Annotated in this window: 13 protein-coding genes; 5 read left to right on the plus strand and 8 right to left on the minus strand. The window is 66.7% G+C overall.

The genetic code is table 11. The features are described 5' to 3' along the window. Positions 1 to 39: 39 nt before the first annotated feature. The 3 genes from GGQ89_RS06055 to GGQ89_RS06065 form a co-directional block, all read right to left on the minus strand. Entirely contained in the window at positions 40 to 1,185 is a 1,146-nt protein-coding gene (locus GGQ89_RS06055; protein ID WP_380772852.1) for an acyl-CoA dehydrogenase family protein, read from the minus strand. Between the two features lie 124 nt (positions 1,186 to 1,309). Next, positions 1,310 to 2,827: a CoA-acylating methylmalonate-semialdehyde dehydrogenase gene (locus GGQ89_RS06060; RefSeq protein WP_184104896.1), complete on the minus strand. Its 1,518-nt coding sequence runs from the start codon at positions 2,825 to 2,827 to the stop codon at positions 1,310 to 1,312. A gap of 113 nt (positions 2,828 to 2,940) precedes the next feature. Beyond that, positions 2,941 to 3,576 carry a YoaK family protein gene (locus GGQ89_RS06065; protein WP_184104898.1) on the minus strand — a complete coding sequence of 212 codons (636 nt, stop codon included), beginning with the start codon at positions 3,574 to 3,576 and terminating at the stop codon, positions 2,941 to 2,943. Between GGQ89_RS06065 and GGQ89_RS06070 the strand changes: the two genes are divergently transcribed. Beyond that, positions 3,575 to 3,844: a hypothetical protein gene (locus GGQ89_RS06070; RefSeq protein WP_184104899.1), complete on the plus strand. Its 270-nt coding sequence runs from the start codon at positions 3,575 to 3,577 to the stop codon at positions 3,842 to 3,844. The two genes, GGQ89_RS06065 and GGQ89_RS06070, sit on opposite strands and share 2 nt — an antisense overlap. A 19-nt stretch (positions 3,845 to 3,863) precedes the next feature. On the opposite strand, the gene GGQ89_RS06075 is transcribed toward GGQ89_RS06070, so the two are convergent. Continuing rightward, positions 3,864 to 4,019 (minus strand): hypothetical protein, encoded by a 156-nt coding sequence (locus GGQ89_RS06075; protein WP_156361224.1) that lies wholly within the window; start codon positions 4,017 to 4,019, stop codon positions 3,864 to 3,866. 260 nt (positions 4,020 to 4,279) lie between these two features. On the opposite strand from GGQ89_RS06075, the gene GGQ89_RS06080 reads away from it, so the two are divergent. Genes GGQ89_RS06080 through GGQ89_RS06090 form a run of 3 tightly spaced genes read left to right on the plus strand, consistent with a single transcriptional unit; the run spans position 4,280 to position 10,154 of the window. Next, complete coding sequence (locus GGQ89_RS06080) at positions 4,280 to 5,542, plus strand: efflux RND transporter periplasmic adaptor subunit (RefSeq protein WP_184104901.1); 1,263 nt, start codon at positions 4,280 to 4,282, stop codon at positions 5,540 to 5,542. Then, positions 5,542 to 8,736 carry an efflux RND transporter permease subunit gene (locus GGQ89_RS06085; protein WP_184104903.1) on the plus strand — a complete coding sequence of 1,065 codons (3,195 nt, stop codon included), beginning with the start codon at positions 5,542 to 5,544 and terminating at the stop codon, positions 8,734 to 8,736. The genes GGQ89_RS06080 and GGQ89_RS06085 overlap by 1 nt, the downstream gene beginning before the upstream one ends. Further along, positions 8,733 to 10,154, plus strand: a complete 1,422-nt coding sequence (locus GGQ89_RS06090; RefSeq protein ID WP_184104905.1) for an efflux transporter outer membrane subunit — start codon at positions 8,733 to 8,735, stop codon at positions 10,152 to 10,154. Before GGQ89_RS06085 ends, GGQ89_RS06090 begins: the two co-directional genes overlap by 4 nt. 369 nt (positions 10,155 to 10,523) lie before the next feature. On the opposite strand, the gene GGQ89_RS06095 is transcribed toward GGQ89_RS06090, so the two are convergent. After that, entirely contained in the window at positions 10,524 to 11,537 is a 1,014-nt protein-coding gene (locus GGQ89_RS06095; protein ID WP_056436801.1) for an inorganic phosphate transporter, read from the minus strand. Between the two features lie 10 nt (positions 11,538 to 11,547). Then, positions 11,548 to 12,192: a DUF47 domain-containing protein gene (locus GGQ89_RS06100; protein WP_042483828.1), complete on the minus strand. Its 645-nt coding sequence runs from the start codon at positions 12,190 to 12,192 to the stop codon at positions 11,548 to 11,550. A gap of 368 nt (positions 12,193 to 12,560) precedes the next feature. Here GGQ89_RS06100 and GGQ89_RS06105 point away from each other — a divergent pair, with 368 nt between their 5' ends. Continuing rightward, the gene (locus tag GGQ89_RS06105) at positions 12,561 to 14,918 is read left to right on the plus strand and encodes a TonB-dependent receptor (protein ID WP_184104907.1); all 2,358 of its coding nucleotides are present in this window, start codon (positions 12,561 to 12,563) and stop codon (positions 14,916 to 14,918) included. Between the two features lie 179 nt (positions 14,919 to 15,097). On the opposite strand, the gene GGQ89_RS06110 is transcribed toward GGQ89_RS06105, so the two are convergent. After that, entirely contained in the window at positions 15,098 to 15,778 is a 681-nt protein-coding gene (locus GGQ89_RS06110) for an HPP family protein (RefSeq protein ID WP_184104909.1), read from the minus strand. Between the two features lie 301 nt (positions 15,779 to 16,079). Next, positions 16,080 to 17,174: a lactonase family protein gene (locus tag GGQ89_RS06115; RefSeq protein ID WP_184104911.1), complete on the minus strand. Its 1,095-nt coding sequence runs from the start codon at positions 17,172 to 17,174 to the stop codon at positions 16,080 to 16,082. Between the last annotated feature and the right edge of the window lie 39 nt (positions 17,175 to 17,213).

Genomic DNA, 17,213 nt, shown 5'->3' on the forward strand with positions numbered 1-17,213 from the left:
TGCTTAGAAACTGGACCCCGGCCTTCGCCGGGGAACAGCTTAGTCTTTGAGCAAATCCCGCCCGACGATCATCCGCATCACCTGGTTGGTGCCCTCCAGGATCGAATGCACGCGCAGGTCGCGCCAGAAGCGCTCGATCGGATAGTCCATCAGATAGCCATAGCCGCCATGCAGCTGAAGCGCCCGGTCGACCACCGACGATCCGGTATCGGTCGCCAGCCGCTTGGCCATCGCCGCAAAGCGCGTCTTGTCCGGCGCATTGTCCGTCACCTTGGCGGCGGCCAGATAGAGCAGCGCGCGCGCCGCCTCCAACTCGGTCGCCATGTCGGCGAGGGTGAACTGGGTGTTCTGGAACTCGGAGATCGCCTTGCCGAACTGGCGGCGGTCCTTCACGTAAGCGACCGCCTCGTCCAGGCAGCGCTGCGCGCCCCCCAGCGAGCAGGCGCCGATGTTCAGCCGCCCGCCGTCCAGCCCCATCATCGCGATGCGGAACCCCTCGCCCTCCGCGCCCAGCCGGTTGGCGACCGGCACGCGGACATTGTCGAACATCACCTGCCGCGTCGGCTGCGAATGCCAGCCCAGCTTGCGCTCGTTCGCGCCGAAGGAGACGCCGGGTGTATCCTTGTCGATCACCAGGCAGGAAATGCCCTTCGGCCCGTCCTCGCCGGTGCGGACCATGGTGACATAGACCTCGTTCTCGCCGCCGCCCGAGATGAACTGCTTCGAGCCGGCGACGACATAATGGTCGCCGTCGCGCACCGCCCGCGTCTTCAGCGCGGCGGCGTCCGAGCCCGAACCCGGCTCGGTCAGGCAATAGCTCGCCATGCGCTCCATGGTGACGAGGTCGGGCAGGTAGCGGCCCTTCACATCCGCATCGCCGAACCGGTCGATCATCCATGACGCCATATTGTGGATCGAGATGAAGGCGCTGGTCGAGGGACAGCCATAGGCCATCGCCTCCATGATCAGCGCCGCCTCCAGCCGCCCGAGCGCGATGCCGCCCGATTCCTCGGACACGTAGATCGCGGCGAAGCCGAGTTCGGCGGCTTGCTTGATCGTGTCGCGGGGGAAGATGTGCTTCTCGTCCCACTCGCCTGCATACGGCGTGATGCGATCGGCGGTGAAGCGGCGCGCCAGTTCCTGGATCTCGCGCTGCTCGTCGGTGAGGTCGAATTGGGTCATTATGCTTCCACTTCTGAAGCCCCTCCCGCAAGCGGGAGGGGTTTGGGGAGGGCAAGGAGTCTCACCGAGACCGCCGCCTGTGGCTTTCCCTCCCCCATCCCCTCCCGTAAACGGGAGGGGCGTGCTATTACGCCATCGTCGGGATTACGAAGGCATTGCCGCCATCGGGCGAACCGTCCGGCCAGCGCTGCGTCACCGTCTTCACCTTCGTCCAGAAGCGGACCCCCTCCATGCCGTGCTGGTTCACGTCGCCGAACGCCGAGCGCTTCCAACCGCCGAAGCTGTGATAGGCCACCGGCACCGGGATCGGCACGTTGATGCCGACCATGCCCACCTCGACGCGGGCCGCGAACTCGCGCGCGGCGTGGCCGTTTCGGGTGAAGATGGCGACGCCGTTGCCGTATTGATGCTCGCTGGGCAGGCGGACCGCCGTCTCGAAATCAGGCGCGCGGACGATCTGGAGCACGGGGCCGAAGATTTCCTCCTTGTAGCTCTGCATGGCAGGCGTCACCCGGTCGAACAGCGACGGGCCGATGAAGAAGCCTTCCTCATAACCCTGCAACTGGAAGCCGCGGCCATCGACGACCAGCTCCGCGCCCTCGTCGACGCCGGTCTGAATCCAGTCCTCGACACGGCGCTTATGCGCGGCGTTGACGACGGGACCGTAATGCGCCTGCTCATCGGTCGAAACGCCGACCCGCAAAGCGTCGATCGCCGGGATCAGCTTCTCGCGCAGCGCATCCGCCGTCTTGTCACCGACCGGCACCACGACCGGCAGCGCCATGCATCGCTCGCCCGCCGAACCGAAGGCCGCGCCCGACAGGTCGGCGACCACCTGGTCCAGATCGGCGTCGGGCATGACGATGCCGTGGTTCTTGGCGCCGCCCATCGCCTGAACGCGCTTGCCCGCCTCGACGCCGCGCCGGTACACGTAATGCGCGATGTCGGACGAGCCCACGAAGCTGACCGCAGAAATCGCCGGATGGTCGAGGATCGCATCGACCATCGCCTTGTCGCCATGCACGACCTGAAGGATGCCCTCGGGCGCGCCCGCTTCGCGCATCAGTTCGGCCAGGCGGACGGGGACCGAGGGATCGCGCTCGGACGGCTTCAGGATGAAGGCGTTGCCGCAGGCGATGGCGACGCCGAACATCCACATCGGGATCATCGCGGGGAAGTTGAACGGCGTGATCCCCGCCCCGATGCCCAGCGGCATCCGCATCGAATAGACGTCGATGCCCGGCCCTGCGCCTTGCGTATATTCGCCCTTCAGCGCGTGGGGGATACCGCAGGCGAACTCGATCACCTCCAGCCCGCGCTGGATGTCGCCCTTGGCGTCGGCGATCACCTTGCCATGTTCGGAGGAGAGCAGATGCGCCAGCGCATCCATATTCTGCTCGACCAGTTCCTTGAAGCGGAACATCACCCGCGCCCGGCGCTGCGGATTGGTTGCGGCCCAACCCGGCTGCGCGGCTTGTGCGGCGGCCACGGCGCGTTCGAGCAGCGCAGCGTCGCCCAGCATCACGCGGGCCTGAACCTGGCCGCTATTGGGGTCGAAGACATCACCCAAACGACCCTCGGGAGGGGTTCCGGCGGCGTCGGTTGCGGCTTGGCCACCGGCAACCAGATGGTCGATCACGCGCATAAGCTCTCCTGTTTCGGGTCTGATGCCCGACTCTTACGCTTGTAATTATATTGCTCTCGCGTGAAATCCAAGTCGGGTCGACCAAAAAGGCGGCGAGCCCGTTTGCGCGTGCGTCAGGCCGCCGGACAGAGCCGCCAGGCCGCTCCCGCCGCGATCAGCGCGCCCGCCACCGCTGCCGCCAGCGAGGCCAATCCCCAAAGCGGATAGGCCAGCGCCCCCAGCCCCGCCCCGACCAGAAACCCGCTCCAGAGCAGCAGATAGGGCAGCCAGCCCCAAAGCTCCCGCCCCGCGACGGTGTGCGCCAGATGCTGGCCGATCTTGACCAGCGTGCCGGTCATATAGGTGACGCCGATGCTGACCTCTCCGTCACGCTCGAAGGTAGCGTTGGCCGCGCCCATCGCCAGCACCATGGCGGGCGCGGTCCATCCGCCCAGTACCCCGACGCCCCCCAGCAGCAAGGCGACCAGCAGCAGCACCGCAACCTGCCCGATGCGCGGCAGCGCCAGCCGGATCAGCGTGCCGACCAGCACGCCCGCGACGAACAGCGCCAGCAGCATCGCCAATATCGCGACCGCTCCCGCCAAGGGTCCGTGCGGTGCGGCCAGTCGGACCGCGAGCATCGTGCCGTTGCCGCTCATGAAGGAAACGAAATAGCCGCCAAGCTGCTGAAATCCGATCGCATCGACATAACCGGACAGCAGGGCCAGCCAGATGGCCAGCGGCCAGGATCGGCGATCGGATCGGATCATGACGGGCAGCTATATCGCAGCGGTCGGGGCGGGACCAAAGGATATTGCGGCGCGTGAAGGGATCGGATCGGAAGCAGACGCGTTGGCGCGGTTCGGAGCATGGGGAGACGGCATGGCGGGTGCGCTGGTGGAAATCTGGTTGACCGTGTCGGCGCTGTCTTCGCTGGTCATCATCATGATGGCGCTGGGTCACAGTGACATGCGTCGTGAAAAGCGTCTGCGCCCGCGGGCCATTCCCCGTCGTCGCGCCCGTCATACCTTCCCCTGACGCACGCGACGCAAGTCGATCAGAACATGTGAAGCAGCCGGTCGAGCAGGCCGGGCTTGCGGGTACGCATCGCCATGTACCGGGCGCGATCCTCGGCCGCACGACGATAGAGCGCGTCGAGACGCTGCTCGCGCGGCATGTCGGAAATCCGTGGCGGCGGCATGTGACTGGCCATCTTATACCCTCCCTTATGTCGAGCCGTTCGTTTTCAACGACGAACCGTGACTTTTGTTCCTGACGGGTGACAGGGCGGTCATATCGACAAGCCTCCGGCCAACATCTTGGAATCAGGCGTTTCGGGCAATTTCCGTGGATTTTCGGACGATCCGGCCGCGCCCGATCATGAACGTCTCGTAAGGAACCCGTAAGGGCCGGGTCAGGGGGCGGCCCCTATCGGCCGGGCTAATATCCGCCTTCTTGCGCCGAAAGAGCCCGATGCACGTCAACCCCGCCGACGCAACGCTACCCGAAACCCGCCGCCTGTCCTCCGCGCAGCAATGGCGCTGGGTCGGCATCGCCGCCGCCGTCCTGATCGGGGCGCTGGTCCTGTTCACGGTCATCGGCAAGCTGACGCACAAGGAAGAGACGCCCCCCGCCCCGCCGCCGCCGGGCACGCTGCGCCTGTCGAAGGACCAGCTGGCGGCGATGCCGACGATGCGCGTCGGGCTGGGAGCGTCGGGCGACCAGACGATGGCGACCGGCGCGATCACCGTCGATGCGACCCGCTCGACCCCGGTGCTGATGCCCTATGCCGGTCAAGTGGTGCGCATGCTGGCCGATGCGGGCCAGACGGTGCGCCAAGGCCAGCCGCTGTTGCTGATCAAGACCAGCGATTTCGTCGATGCCGGCTCGGGCCTGTTCTCGGCGCGCGCGGCCTACCAGAATGCGCAGGCGCAGCTGGTCGCGGCGCAGCGCAACGCCGACCGCCAGCAGCAAATCTATGAGACCGCCGGTGGCGCGCTGAAGGATTATCAGCAGGCCAAGGCCGATCTCGCCGCCGCGCAGGCGACTGCGCGCACCGCCGCCGCCTCGCTGGGTGCCGCGCGTGACAAGCTGGCGATTCTCGGCAAGTCGCAGGGCGAGATCAACCGGCTGGAGAATGCGGGCCAGGGCTCGGGCATTCACGACATCACCACGCTGGTCGCCCCGATCAGCGGCGTCGTCGCCTCGCGCGATGTCGCGCCGGGCCAATATGTCTCGCAGGGCGGCGACAAGCCGGTGATGACCATCACCGACCCCTCGCGCGTCTGGCTGGTCGCGCAGGTGGCCGAGAGCGATGCCGAGAATGTCCGCGTCGGCGATCCGGTCGAAGTGACGACGCCTGCCGTGCCCGGCCGCGTCTTCCACGCCACCATCGATCTGGTCGGTGCTGCGCTTGACCCGCAGACCCACCGCCTGCCCGTCCGCGCCTCCATCCCCAACCCGGACAAGGCGCTGAAGCCGCAGATGTTCGCCAGCTTCGCGATCAAGCATCTGAACGCGGGCGAGGCGATCCGCGTGCCCGCCGCCGCCGTCATTCATGAAGGCGACAATGCCCGTGTCTGGATCATGCGTCCCGACGGCCTGCTGGTCGCGCGCGACGTGACGACCGGCGACTCGGCGAACGGCCTGGTCACCATCACCTCCGGCCTGAAGCCGGGCGAGAAGATCGTCACCTCGGGCGCGCTGTTCGTCAACGAAGCGGGGATCGGCGAATAATGAACCGCATCGTCGACTTTGCGCTGCGTCAGCGACTGCTGATCGTCGGCCTGTTCTTCGCGATGATCGTCGCTGGCGTCATCGGCTTCATCAACCTCAACATCGAGGCCTATCCCGACCCGGTTCCACCGATGGTCGAGGTCATCACCCAGACCCAAGGCCTGTCCGCCGAGGAGATGGAGCGTAACGTCACCATCCCGATCGAGGTCCAGATGGCGGGCATCCCGCACCTGACCGCGATCCGCGCGATCAGCCTGTTCGGCCTGTCGGACATCAAGATCCAGTTCACCTACGACTATACCAACGAACAGGCGCGCCAGCAGGTCATCAACCGCCTGTCGCAGCTGCCGCCGCTGGCCGGTGGTGCGCAGCCGACGCTGTCGCCGACCTCGCCGGTGGGCGAAATCTATCGCTACCGCATCGCCGCGCCCAAGGGCTATTCGGTGATGGACCTGAAGACGCTGCAGGACTGGGTGCTCCAGCGCCGGTTCAAGCGGATTCCGGGCGTGATCGACGTGACGGGCTGGGGCGGCAAGCTGCGCGCCTATGACGTGGTGATCGACCAGAACCGGCTGAACGCCCATGGCGTCACCGTGGCGCAGGTGCTGGCGGCGCTGTCCAAGAGCGACGGCAATGTCGGCGGCCAGACGATCAACTTCGGCGAACAGGCTGCGATCGTGCGCGGCATCGGCCTGATCCAGTCGCCCGACGCGATCCAGAACGTGCTGGTCGGTCAGGCGGGTGGCGCGCCCGTGCTGATCAAGGACGTGGCGACCGTCAAGGTCGGCAACGCGCCGCGTATGGGCATCGCCGGGTACAATAACGACGACGACATCGTGCAGGGCATCGTCCTGATGCAGCGCGGCGCCCAATCGATGCCGACGATCAAGGCCGTCCAGGCCGAGGTCGCCAACATCAACGACAGCGGCGTCCTGCCCCCCGGCGTCCATCTGGAGCGGATCTACGACCGTTCCGACCTGATCAACCTGACCATCCATACCGTCATGGAAAACATGGTGGTCGGCATCCTCCTGATCTTCGCGCTCCAGTGGCTGTTCCTCGGCAATCTGCGCTCGGCGATCATCGTGGCGGCGACTATCCCCTTCGCGCTCGCCTTCGCGATCCTGATCCTGGTGTTGCAGGGGGAGAGTGCGAACCTGCTGTCGGTCGGTGCGCTGGACTTCGGCCTTGTCGTCGATGCCTGCGTCATCATGGTGGAAAATATCTTCCGCCACATGGTCGAACGCTCTGCCGCCGTGGAGAACGGCCAGGGCCGCTACACCCTGGCCAGCCGCTTCGGCGCGGTGCTAGGCGCCTCGTCCGAGGTCAGCCGCGGCATCTTCTTTGCCGCCGCGATCATCATCGCCAGCTTCCTGCCGCTGTTCACCCTGACCGGCGTCGAGGGGCACATCTTCGGCCCGATGGCCAAGACCTATGCCTATGCGATCAGCGGCGGCCTGCTGGCGACCTTCACCGTCGCGCCGGTGCTTTCGACGCTGCTGCTGCCGGACAAGCTGGCCGAGACCGAGACGTTCATCGTCGGCAAGCTGCGTGCGGTCTATGAACCCGCCGCCTCCTTCGCGCTGCGCAACAAGGTGGTGACGCTCGGTGGTGCCGCGCTGATGATGGTCCTGGCGGTCGTCGGCGTGCGCTCGCTGGGCATCGAGTTCCTGCCGCACCTCGAAGAAGGCAATATGTATATCCGCGCCACCCTCCCCTCCTCGATCAGCCTGGAGGCGGGCGAGAAGGTGACGAACGAGGTGCGCAAGATCATCGCCAGCTATCCGGAGACCACGGCGGTCCTGTCCGCCCATGGCCGCCCGGACGACGGCACCGACGCGACCGGCTTCTTCAACGTCGAGTTCTTCGTGCCGCTGAAGCCGTTCGACACCTGGCCGAGCGGCATGACCAAGGAGAAGCTGATCGACGAACTGTCGAGCCGGCTCGCCAAGAAATATCCCGGCGTCGACTTCTCTTTCTCGCAGATCATCGAGGATAATGTCGAGGAAGCTGCCTCGGGCGTGAAGGGCGCCAATTCGATCAAGCTGTTCGGTCCCGATCTGGTCACGCTGGGAAAGCTGGCCAACCAGATCAAGGCGCAGATGGCCAAGGTGAAGGGCATCGAGGATCTCGGCGTGTTCGAGATCCTGGGCCAGCCGACCGTGCGGATCGACGTCGACCGTGCCAAGGCCGCCCGTTATGGCCTGACGCCCGACGACATCAACCAGACGGTGGCCGCCGCCATCGGTGGCCAGTCGTCCGCCGACCTGTACGAACCCGGCACCGACCGCCACTTCCCGATCATCGTGCGGTTGCAGCCGACTCAGCGCGACTCGCTGGAATCGGTGCGCAACATCACCATCGGCGCGCCGTCGCCCGACGGCAACGGGACCGTCCAAGTGCCTCTGTCGGAGGTGGCCAACGTCAAGCTGACCAGCGGCGCCTCGTTCATCTATCGCGAGCATCAGGAGCGCTACGTCCCGATCAAATTCTCGGTGCGTGGTCGCGATCTGGGCGGCGCGGTCGAGGAGGCGCGCGCGCGGATCAACCAGAATGTCCAGCTGCCGCCGGGCTATCATCTGGAATGGGCGGGCGAGCTCGACAATCTGAAGAACGCGATCGCCCGGTTGGAGATCGTGGTGCCGATCAGCCTCGTGCTCATCCTGCTGCTGCTCTATGCCAATTTCGGTTCGATGCGCGACAGCCTGCTCGCCTTCTCCGCGATCCCGATGGCGGTCGTGGGCGGTGTGCTGGCGCTGGCCCTGACCGGCACGGCGTTCAGCATCTCGGCGGCGATCGGCTTCGTGGCCTTGTTCGGCATCGCGGTAATGGACGGCATCCTGGTCGTCACCACCTTCAACAACGCCATCGACGAGGGTGCGCCGCGTGAGAATGCGCTGGCCACCACCGTCAAGAACAGCCTGCGCCCGGTCGTCATGACCTGTCTGGTCGCCGCCATCGGCCTGTTGCCCGCCGCCCTGTCGCACGGGATCGGCAGCCAGGTGCAGAAGCCCCTCGCGCTGGTCGTGGTGGGCGGCATGACGCTGGCCCCGGTGCTGATCCTGCTGGTCCTGCCGGTGCTGATCAGCCGCTATTCCACCCGCTTGCCCTTGTCGCAGCGCAAGAAGAAGCATGATCCGATGGTCGACGACCAGGACGATACCACCACTCCTGAATCCGGGGTTCCGGCATGAAGCGTTTCCTGACCCTGCCGCTGCTCGCCTGCGTCTCGGCCTGTGCAGTCGGCCCACATGATCTGGACGCCCATGCCAGCCTGCCGCCCATGGCTCCCGCGCCGGTGATTGCCCCGGCGACCGGCCCGGCGCAGACCGTGTCGGCGAGCGTCGCGTCCGAATGGTGGCATGCGTTCGGCAATGCCCAGCTCGACGCGCTGGTCGCCGAGGCGCTGGCGCATAACAATGATGTGGGGGTCGCCGAAGCGTCTTTGCGGCAGGCACGGGAACAGGCGCGGGCAACGCGTGGCTCGCTGCTGTTTCCGCAGGGTAGTCTGAGCTATCAGGCGCAGCGCAATCGCGTGTCGGACTCGCTGTCTTCGGCGGTCGCCGATGAGAACCAACTTCTCTACACGCTGCATACCGCGCAGGTCAGCGTCTCCTATGACGTCGATGCGTTCGGCGGGAACCGGGCGCAGGTCCGCTCGGCCGTGGCGCGGGCCGAGGTCGAGCGGCATCAGCTGGACGCTGCCCGGATGACGGTGGCCGCCAACTTGGTTACCGCCCTGATCGAGCGGGCGAGCCTGGCCGAACAGGTCGCCGCCGCGCAGACTGCGGTCAAGGTCAACCGCGACATCCTGACCGCGCTGCAACAGCGTCAGCGGCTGGGCGCGGTCGGTGCCTCAGACGTGGCGACGCAGCAGGCCGCGCTCGCCACCGCCGAGGGGGCCCTGCCCCCGCTGGTCCGCGCCGAAGCCGCGCAGCGCACCGTCATCGCGACGCTGATCGGCCGCCCGGCGGGTTCGGCGCTGCCGCCGCTGCCCGAGCTGTCGCAGCTGACCCTGCCGACCGAACTGCCCGCCATCGTACCGTCCGAGCTGGTCCATCGTCGCCCCGACGTGCTCGCCGCCGAAGCGCAGTTGCAGGGTGCGGGTGCCGATGTCGGCGCCGCCATCGCCGCCCGCCTGCCCAGCATTCAGCTGTCGGCCAATGCCGGTGGCTCGGCGCAGAATTTCGGCGACATGTTCAAGAGCGGCAATCCCTTCTGGGCGCTGCTCGGCGGCATCACCCAGCCGCTGTTCCACGCCAACGCGCTGCGCCACCAGCAAAAGGCGGCGGAGGCGGCGCTGGACGGGGCCAAGGCGCAATATCGCCAGGCGGTGCTCCAGGCGTTCGGCAATGTCGCGGACTCGCTGACCGGCCTGTCCACCGACGCGCAGGCGCTGGACGCGGCCCAGCGAGCGAGCAATGCGGCGGGCCAGGCGCTGACCTTCGCGCGGCGGCAGCTGGCGCTGGGCGATGTGGGGACGCTGCAACTGCTGAATGCGACCGCGACGGACGCCCAGGCCCGGTCGCAGCTGATCCAGGCCAAGGCGGCGCGAATGACCGACACGGTCGCCCTGTTCCAGGCCGCCGGAGGACCGGTTACGGGGTCGTGAGGATTTGAGGGGGTGGGCTGATCAAGGCTGGCCCCCTAGTTCTGTTCAGCCGGAGCGAAGGCCAAGGGATTTCGGTTCGCGCAGAGGCGCTGAGGACGCAGAGGTTGCGCTCCCCGCACCCCACTTAAATACTCATCTGTTCCCCGGCGAAGGCCGGGGCCCAGTTGCCATGCTGTTGAAAGTGTACGGCGCGGTTGCGTGGGAGGCCATGGCGGCCCGCTCTCGACGGCGCACCACAACTGGCCCCCGGCCTTCGCCGGAGTAGTCGTTCTGGCTTTGGAGCTGGGCCTTACCGCCCCCTTCGACTTCGCTCAGGCCGAACGGCGCTAGGGATAAGAAAAAAGGGGAGGACCTTCGCCCTCCCCTTGATCAGAACAACCGGGTCAGCAGGTAGAAGCCCGCCCCCATCACGGCGGAGGCCGGAATGGTGATGATCCAGGCGATCACCACATTTCCCGCCACGCCCCAGCGCACCGCCGAGGCGCGCCGGGCGACGCCCGCGCCGATGATCGAGCCGGTGATGGTGTGCGTCGTCGACACCGGAATACCCAGTGCCGAGGCGCAGAAGATCACGATCGAGCCCGCCGTCGAGGCGCTGAACCCCTGATGCTGCGACAGCTTGGTGATACGGCTGCCCATGGTCTCGATGATCTTCCAGCCGCCGGTCATCGTGCCCAGCGCCATGGCGACGTAGCAGGAGATGGCGACCCAGTGCGGCACCTCGAACGGGCCGGTCAGGCGGCCGGTCGAATAGAGGAGGACGGTGATGATCCCCATCGTCTTCTGCGCATCGTTCAGGCCGTGGCTGAGCGAATAGGCGGCCGACGAGACGAGGTGCAGGGCGCGGAAGCTGCGCTCCGCCCCGCCCGCCGTCGAGCGGCGTAAGCCCCAGCTGCTCAGCAGCATGACCAGCATCGCCAGCATCATGCCGAGCAGCGGCGACAGCACGATGGCGAGCAGCGTCTTGTTGAGACCCGCCCACTGGACCGCACCCATGCCCGCATGGGCGACGCCCGCACCGACCAGCCCACCGACCAGCGCATGGCTGCTCGACGACGGAATGCCGCGCAGCCAGGTGATGACGTTCCACGCCATCGCCCCGCCCAGCGCGCCGAAGATGACGGCGGGCGTCACCACGTCCTGGGCGATCAGGCCCTTGCCGACCGTCTCCGCCACCTTGTGCAGGCTCGGGAAGGCGACGGTCAGGAAATAGGCGGCGAAGTTGAAGAACGCCGCGAACACCACCGCCGCGACCGGCGACAACAGCCGCGTCGCCACCACGGTCGCGATCGAATTGGCCGCGTCATGCAGGCCGTTGAGATAATCGAACGCCAGCGCGACCAGGATCAGGCCGGCCAGCAGCGGAAAGGCGAGTTCGTGCATGATCCGCGCCTCAGGCGTGATCGATGACGATGCCGTCGATCTCGTCGGCGACATCCTCGAACGCGTCGAGGATGCGCTCCAGATGCTTGTACACTTCCTTTTCGATGACGAAGCGCAGCGTGTCGCGCTCGCCGCATTCGTCCAGCGTACGCTTCAGGCCTGCCGCATGGATCTCGTCGGCGCGACCTTCCAGCCGGACGAGTTCCTCGGTCAGCGCATGGAGGCGGTCGCCGTTGCGCGCGACGTCGCGCATCAGCGGCATCGCCTCGACGGTCAGCCGGGCCGCCTCGACCGCGACCGCCGCCATCTCGCGCATCTCGGGCGCGAAGTTGGTCAGCCGGTACAGGCCGATCGCGGTGGCCGCCGCGTTCATCTCGTCGATCGTATCGTCCAGCGAGCCGATCAGCGAGGTGATCGAGGCACGGTCGAACGGCGTCAGGAAGGTCGAGCGGACCGAGGTCAGCACCTGTCGCGTGATCTCGTCGGCGTCATGCTCGCGCGCGGCGACGACGGCGATCTCGTCGGCGGTGTGGCCCTGACTGTCGAACAGCCGAACGGTGGCTTCGGCCCCCGCAAGGATAGTGGCGGCTTGCGCCTCGAACAGCTCGAAGAAATTTCCCGTCTTCGGCAGGAGGCGTTGGAACCAGGCGAACATCAGTCGGTAAACCCCGATAGTGATCCGATAACGTGCACGTCTTCAGGCCATGACCGATCGGGCCACGACGCAACGCCGGACCGTGAAAGGGTCAAGAACCGAGGATGGCACGAACGCCGCCCCCCTGACCAGACGCACGCCCTCCGTCAAGCAAAACCGGGTTACAACTCTGTGACAACAGGGTCCAGAGCAGCCGCGCCATGGCGGTCGGGCCATGGCCGTGGCCGATCGTAAATTCATGAGCCATTGTGGTTTTTCCGCACCACCTCTGTCACGCGAGCGCCATAATGCGCCTCTAACCGCCCGCCCTACCGGGAGAATTTAATCAGTCGGGCGGCATGAACCGCCCGCCGGAGCGTGGGGACTATATGAAATCGGTTATCAAGACCGCGGCGCTGCTGGGCGCTGCGTGGGGAACGCTGGCGGCCGTGCCGGCCATGGCGCAAGCTGCCGCCGATCAGGGTACGGCCACGACCGCCGCAACGGACGAGCAGCAGGGCCTGGGCGACGTCGTCGTCACCGCCGAGCGTCGTTCGGAAAGCCTGAACCGCGTGCCGGTGTCGGTCTGCGTGGTCAGCGGGTCGAACCTGCGCACCTTCCAACAGGGCGGTGAGGACATCCTTGCGCTGTCGGGCCGCGTGCCCGGCCTGTATGCCGAGACGACCACCGGCCGTATCTTCCCGCGCTTCTACATTCGCGGTCTCGGCAATATCGACTTCTATCTGGGCGCGTCGCAGCCCGTGTCGATCATCCAGGACGATGTGGTCCTGGAGCATGTCGTGCTGAAGTCGAACCCGATCTTCGACGTCGATCAGGTCGAGGTGCTGCGCGGGCCGCAGGGTTCGCTGTTCGGTCGCAACACGACTGCGGGCATCATCAAGTTCGACACGATCAAGCCGACGCAGAGCTTCCAGAGCCGCGCGACCGCCTCGATCGGCAGCTACAACACGATCAGCATGGATGCCGGTGTCGGCGGCCCGCTGATCCGCGACGTGCTGGCCTTCCGCCTGTCCGCGCTCGTGCAGCACCGCGACAACTGGGTCGACAATAGCTATGCGGGCACCAGCCTGGACGGCACGCTGACCCCGAAGAACAACGCCATGGGCGGCTTCACCGAGCGCGACGTGCGCCTTCAGCTGCTCCTGACGCCGACCGACACGCTGTCGTTCAACCTGTCGGGCCATGCCCGCTGGTATGACGGTACCTCGACGCTGTTCCATCGCGGTGCGTTGAAGAAGGGTTCGCGCGACGTGTCGGCCGAACCGCGCGACCGCGTCGCCTATGACGAGGGTCAGGGCAATCCGCAGTCCTATGATACGCAAGGCGCCTCGCTGCGCGCCGCCTGGGATCTGGGGCCGGCCGAGCTGACCTCGATCACCGCCTATGAAACCACGGCCGGTTTCAGCAAGGGCGACACCGATGGCGGCGCGGCCGCGAACTTCCCGTTCAATGGCCAGCCCAACGGCTATGGCCTGAGCCTGGGTCAGGTCCGGGGTCTCGACCAATGGACGCAGGAAGTCCGCCTGGCCTCGACCGGGACCGGCGCGTTCAAGTGGCAGGTCGGCGGCATCTATTTCGACAGCCGCGACGTCACCGATTTCTACCAGCGCCGCTTCTTCCTGCTGCCCGCCTATAATCCGGCGGCACCGGGCAACCCGAACACCAACAACCCGGACAACTGGGTCCGCCTGCACAACGTCAACACCTCCTGGGGCGTGTTCGGGCAGGTCAGCTATCAGGCGACCGACCGCCTGACCCTGACCGCCGGTGGCCGGATCAGCGAGGATACCAAGCGCACCCAGCTGCTCAAGGCGCCGGGTCGGCCCGATGGCGGCGTGGTCTATCGCGGCCGCCGCGACGTGCGCCTGTCGGACACCCAGCCCAGCTGGGACCTGTCGGCCATGTATGAGGTCAATCCGAACCTGAACGTCTATGTCCGTGCGGCACAGGGCTTCCGTGGCCCGACCATCCAGGGTCGCTCGGCGGTGTTCAATTCGGACTTCACCACCGCGAACTCGGAAACCAACCTGTCGTTCGAGACCGGCTTTAAATCGAAGCTGTTCGACAACACGCTGCGCCTGAACGCCGCCGCCTTTGCCTACCGCGTGAAGGGCATCCAGCTGAACGGCAATGATTCGGACGGCAATGGCGTCCTGTTCAACGCCGACAAGGCCGTTGCCTACGGCATGGAAGCCGATGCGCAGTGGTTGCCGGTGCGCAACCTGGCGCTGTCGGCGGGTGTCAGCCTGCTGCACTCGGAAATCCGCGACAAGCGCGTGTTCGCCCAGACCTGCGGTCTGAACGGCGTGCAGGTCTGCACCGTGCTCGACCCATATGTCACCCGCACGGTGTTCGGCGCCCCCGCCTTCTTCGCGCAGATCGACGGCAACCCGCTGCCCAACGCGCCGGAGTACAACGTCAATCTGGCGGCCAAGTATGACATGCCGCTGGCGGATGGCGGCAAGGCGTTCATCGCGACCGACTGGAACCTGCAAGGGTACACGAACTTCGTCCTGTACCGGACCAAGGAGTTCACCTCGAACGGCAATTTCGAGGGCGGCCTGAGCATCGGCTATTCCGCGCCGAACGACGACTGGAGCCTGTCGGTCTTCGCCCGCAACATCACGAACGAGAAGAACCTCAAGGGCGTGATCGAGAACTATATGGCGGCCGTATTCAACGAACCGCGCATCATCGGCGTGTCGTTCACCGGCAAGTATCGCTGATCGCCTCGATCATGTGATGGGAAAGGCCCGCCCCTCAGGCTGAGGGGCGGGCTTTTTCATGTGTGGCATGAGCTCAGCCGCCGGGTCCGGGCATGCGCTTCGACTTCGCTCAGCGTGAACGGATGCTGGGCCTTGATCCCCCCTCCGTTCAACCTGAGCGAAGTCGAAGGCCACGCCCGTCACCCGCCACGTGCATTCCTACCCCTTGCCCGCGCATGGCGTTCGGCATGGGCGAGCAGCATGTCCAAATCCTCGCGCGCGATGTCGAAGCTCTCGTGCATATCCTCCAGCGCAGCGTCGATATCCTCCGCCCCGATGCGCGAGGCGTCGCCGACCGGCGGGACGAGCGCGGGTTCGTGCGGATAGCTGCGCCCCGTCGCGCGGTGGAAGAACATGCCGAGCGCCACCAGCGCGATCGAGTTGATCGCGACCGGCGCGAAGGCGAAGGAAAAGCCCGCCGCATGAATGCCCTGGCTCCCGATCACGGCGGTCAGCGCCGCCGCGCCGCCCGGCGGATGCAGGCAGCGCGCCAGCGACATGACCAGGATCGCACCCCCGACCGCACACCCGGCTGCCAAGGGCAGCGACGGGATCGCCTGAAACATCGCCACCCCGACCAGCGTCGACAGGACATTGCCCCCGACCACCGACCAAGGCTGGGCCAGCGGACTGGCGGGCACGGCGAAGACGAGCACCGCCGAGGCCCCCAGGGGCGCGACGATGATCGGCAGGTCGGGACCGAGCGGCGGCAGGCCGCCACAGACGATGATGGTCAGCGCGATCCCGATGACCGCTCCGACACAGGCGAGCAGACGGCCGGACAGGGTTGCTCCGGCGAGCAAGGGTTGGAAAAAGCGCATGAAATCTTCGGCTGTTTCGGATGGAAAGGTTCGGGATTAGCCGCGGACCGCACGCTTGGCCACCGTCAACAACATGACGCGATACCCGCGAAACCTGGCGCAAAGCCCCTCCTCCCGGCAGGGGCGTTTCAGGTCGGTCATGCCCCCGGCATGACCTAAACGATGCGGGGCATCGTTTACCTGAAACTGGATTTGGGGTGGGGGCTGAGCCGCAAGCGATGGTCTCGGTGAGACACATTACCCTCCCCCACCCCCTCCCGTTTACGGGAGGGGGAGCGGACGGTCGTGAGGTCCGGGCGTGTCAGACCTCGGCCAGGAACACCACGCCCGGAATGGCGATGCTCCGGCCGGTCGCGGTCAGGTGGCCGTCCCGACCGATGCGGAAGGCGTCGACCGTGCCCGAACGCTCGTTCGCCACCAGCATCTCCCCCCGCCCCTCGCGCAGCAGGAAGAAGCGTGGCCAGTTTCCGCCGGTCGGGACATGCTGCACCAGCCGGGGCTCACCCTTCGCATCCAGCGCGAAGACGGTGATAGTGTTCGCGCCGCGATTGGACACATAGAGCGTCCGCCCCGCCCGATCGATCGCGATATGCGCGGCATAGGACGGCCCCTTCATGCCCTCGGGGAGCAGCGCGTGCTCGCCTGCGTCACGAAAACGCCCATCGGGCAGCGCATCGAGGACGAACAGCTTCGGCGTCAGCTCACAGGCAAGATAGGCGCGCGGCAGGGTCGGATGGCGGACCATGTGGCGCGGGCCTGCCCCGGCGGGCGCGGACCACGCAACCACCGGCTCGGCCAGCGTGCGTGCGGCGGGGTCGAAGCGATAGGCGAAGATCGCATCCGCCCCCAGATCGACCGCATGCAGCCAACGCCGGTCAGGGCTGAACCCCACCCAATGCGCGTGCGGCCCGGCCTGACGCTCGGTGTTGGGGCCGTGACCATGATGCTGGAAGACCTGGGCCGGGCCGGTCGCGCCGGTTCGACGGTCGAGCCGATAGAAGGAGACCGAGCCGCTGGAATAATTGGCGACGGCCAGGCAAGCCGAAGCCCGGTCGATCGCGACATGACACGGGTCCGCCCCGCCGGTCGGCGCGCCACCATGCACGGCCCAGTTCGGTCCATAGCCGGTGCAGCCGCCTTCCCGCCGCTCCCGCAACAGATAGAAGGTCTGATCGGGCCCACCGCCGACACCATAGGAGGCGTCGACAATGGTCGTGTCCACCGGACCGAGCACCCGCCCGTCGCTGATATGGTACAACCCCCTGCCGCCCTCATTGGCATAGGTGCCCGCGATCAGCCGGTCGCCGCCCGGCAGCCGCGCCATCGCCGGGGCGACCGCCGTGCCCAGCCCGATTGCCGCCGCGCCCGCCATTACCTCGCGCCGTGTCGTCGTCATGCACCCCACCTTTCGCGTCCGCCTTGAACGCGAAAGGGG

The organism is Sphingomonas yabuuchiae, assembly GCF_014199595.1.
Lineage (GTDB): Bacteria > Pseudomonadota > Alphaproteobacteria > Sphingomonadales > Sphingomonadaceae > Sphingomonas > Sphingomonas yabuuchiae.

What these genes read in the sequence shown, in the direction of transcription:
- GGQ89_RS06060 (WP_184104896.1), bottom strand. Translation starts at nt 2,827, where the DNA reads ATGCGCGTGATCGACCATCTGGTTGCCGGTGGCCAAGCCGCAACCGAC.
- GGQ89_RS06070 (WP_184104899.1), top strand. Translation starts at nt 3,575, where the DNA reads ATGACGGGCAGCTATATCGCAGCGGTCGGGGCGGGACCAAAGGATATT.
- GGQ89_RS06065 (WP_184104898.1), bottom strand. Translation starts at nt 3,576, where the DNA reads ATGATCCGATCCGATCGCCGATCCTGGCCGCTGGCCATCTGGCTGGCC.
- GGQ89_RS06075 (WP_156361224.1), bottom strand. Translation starts at nt 4,019, where the DNA reads ATGGCCAGTCACATGCCGCCGCCACGGATTTCCGACATGCCGCGCGAG.
- GGQ89_RS06080 (WP_184104901.1), top strand. Translation starts at nt 4,280, where the DNA reads ATGCACGTCAACCCCGCCGACGCAACGCTACCCGAAACCCGCCGCCTG.
- GGQ89_RS06085 (WP_184104903.1), top strand. Translation starts at nt 5,542, where the DNA reads ATGAACCGCATCGTCGACTTTGCGCTGCGTCAGCGACTGCTGATCGTC.
- GGQ89_RS06090 (WP_184104905.1), top strand. Translation starts at nt 8,733, where the DNA reads ATGAAGCGTTTCCTGACCCTGCCGCTGCTCGCCTGCGTCTCGGCCTGT.
- GGQ89_RS06095 (WP_056436801.1), bottom strand. Translation starts at nt 11,537, where the DNA reads ATGCACGAACTCGCCTTTCCGCTGCTGGCCGGCCTGATCCTGGTCGCG.
- GGQ89_RS06100 (WP_042483828.1), bottom strand. Translation starts at nt 12,192, where the DNA reads ATGTTCGCCTGGTTCCAACGCCTCCTGCCGAAGACGGGAAATTTCTTC.
- GGQ89_RS06105 (WP_184104907.1), top strand. Translation starts at nt 12,561, where the DNA reads ATGAAATCGGTTATCAAGACCGCGGCGCTGCTGGGCGCTGCGTGGGGA.
- GGQ89_RS06110 (WP_184104909.1), bottom strand. Translation starts at nt 15,778, where the DNA reads ATGCGCTTTTTCCAACCCTTGCTCGCCGGAGCAACCCTGTCCGGCCGT.
- GGQ89_RS06115 (WP_184104911.1), bottom strand. Translation starts at nt 17,174, where the DNA reads ATGACGACGACACGGCGCGAGGTAATGGCGGGCGCGGCGGCAATCGGG.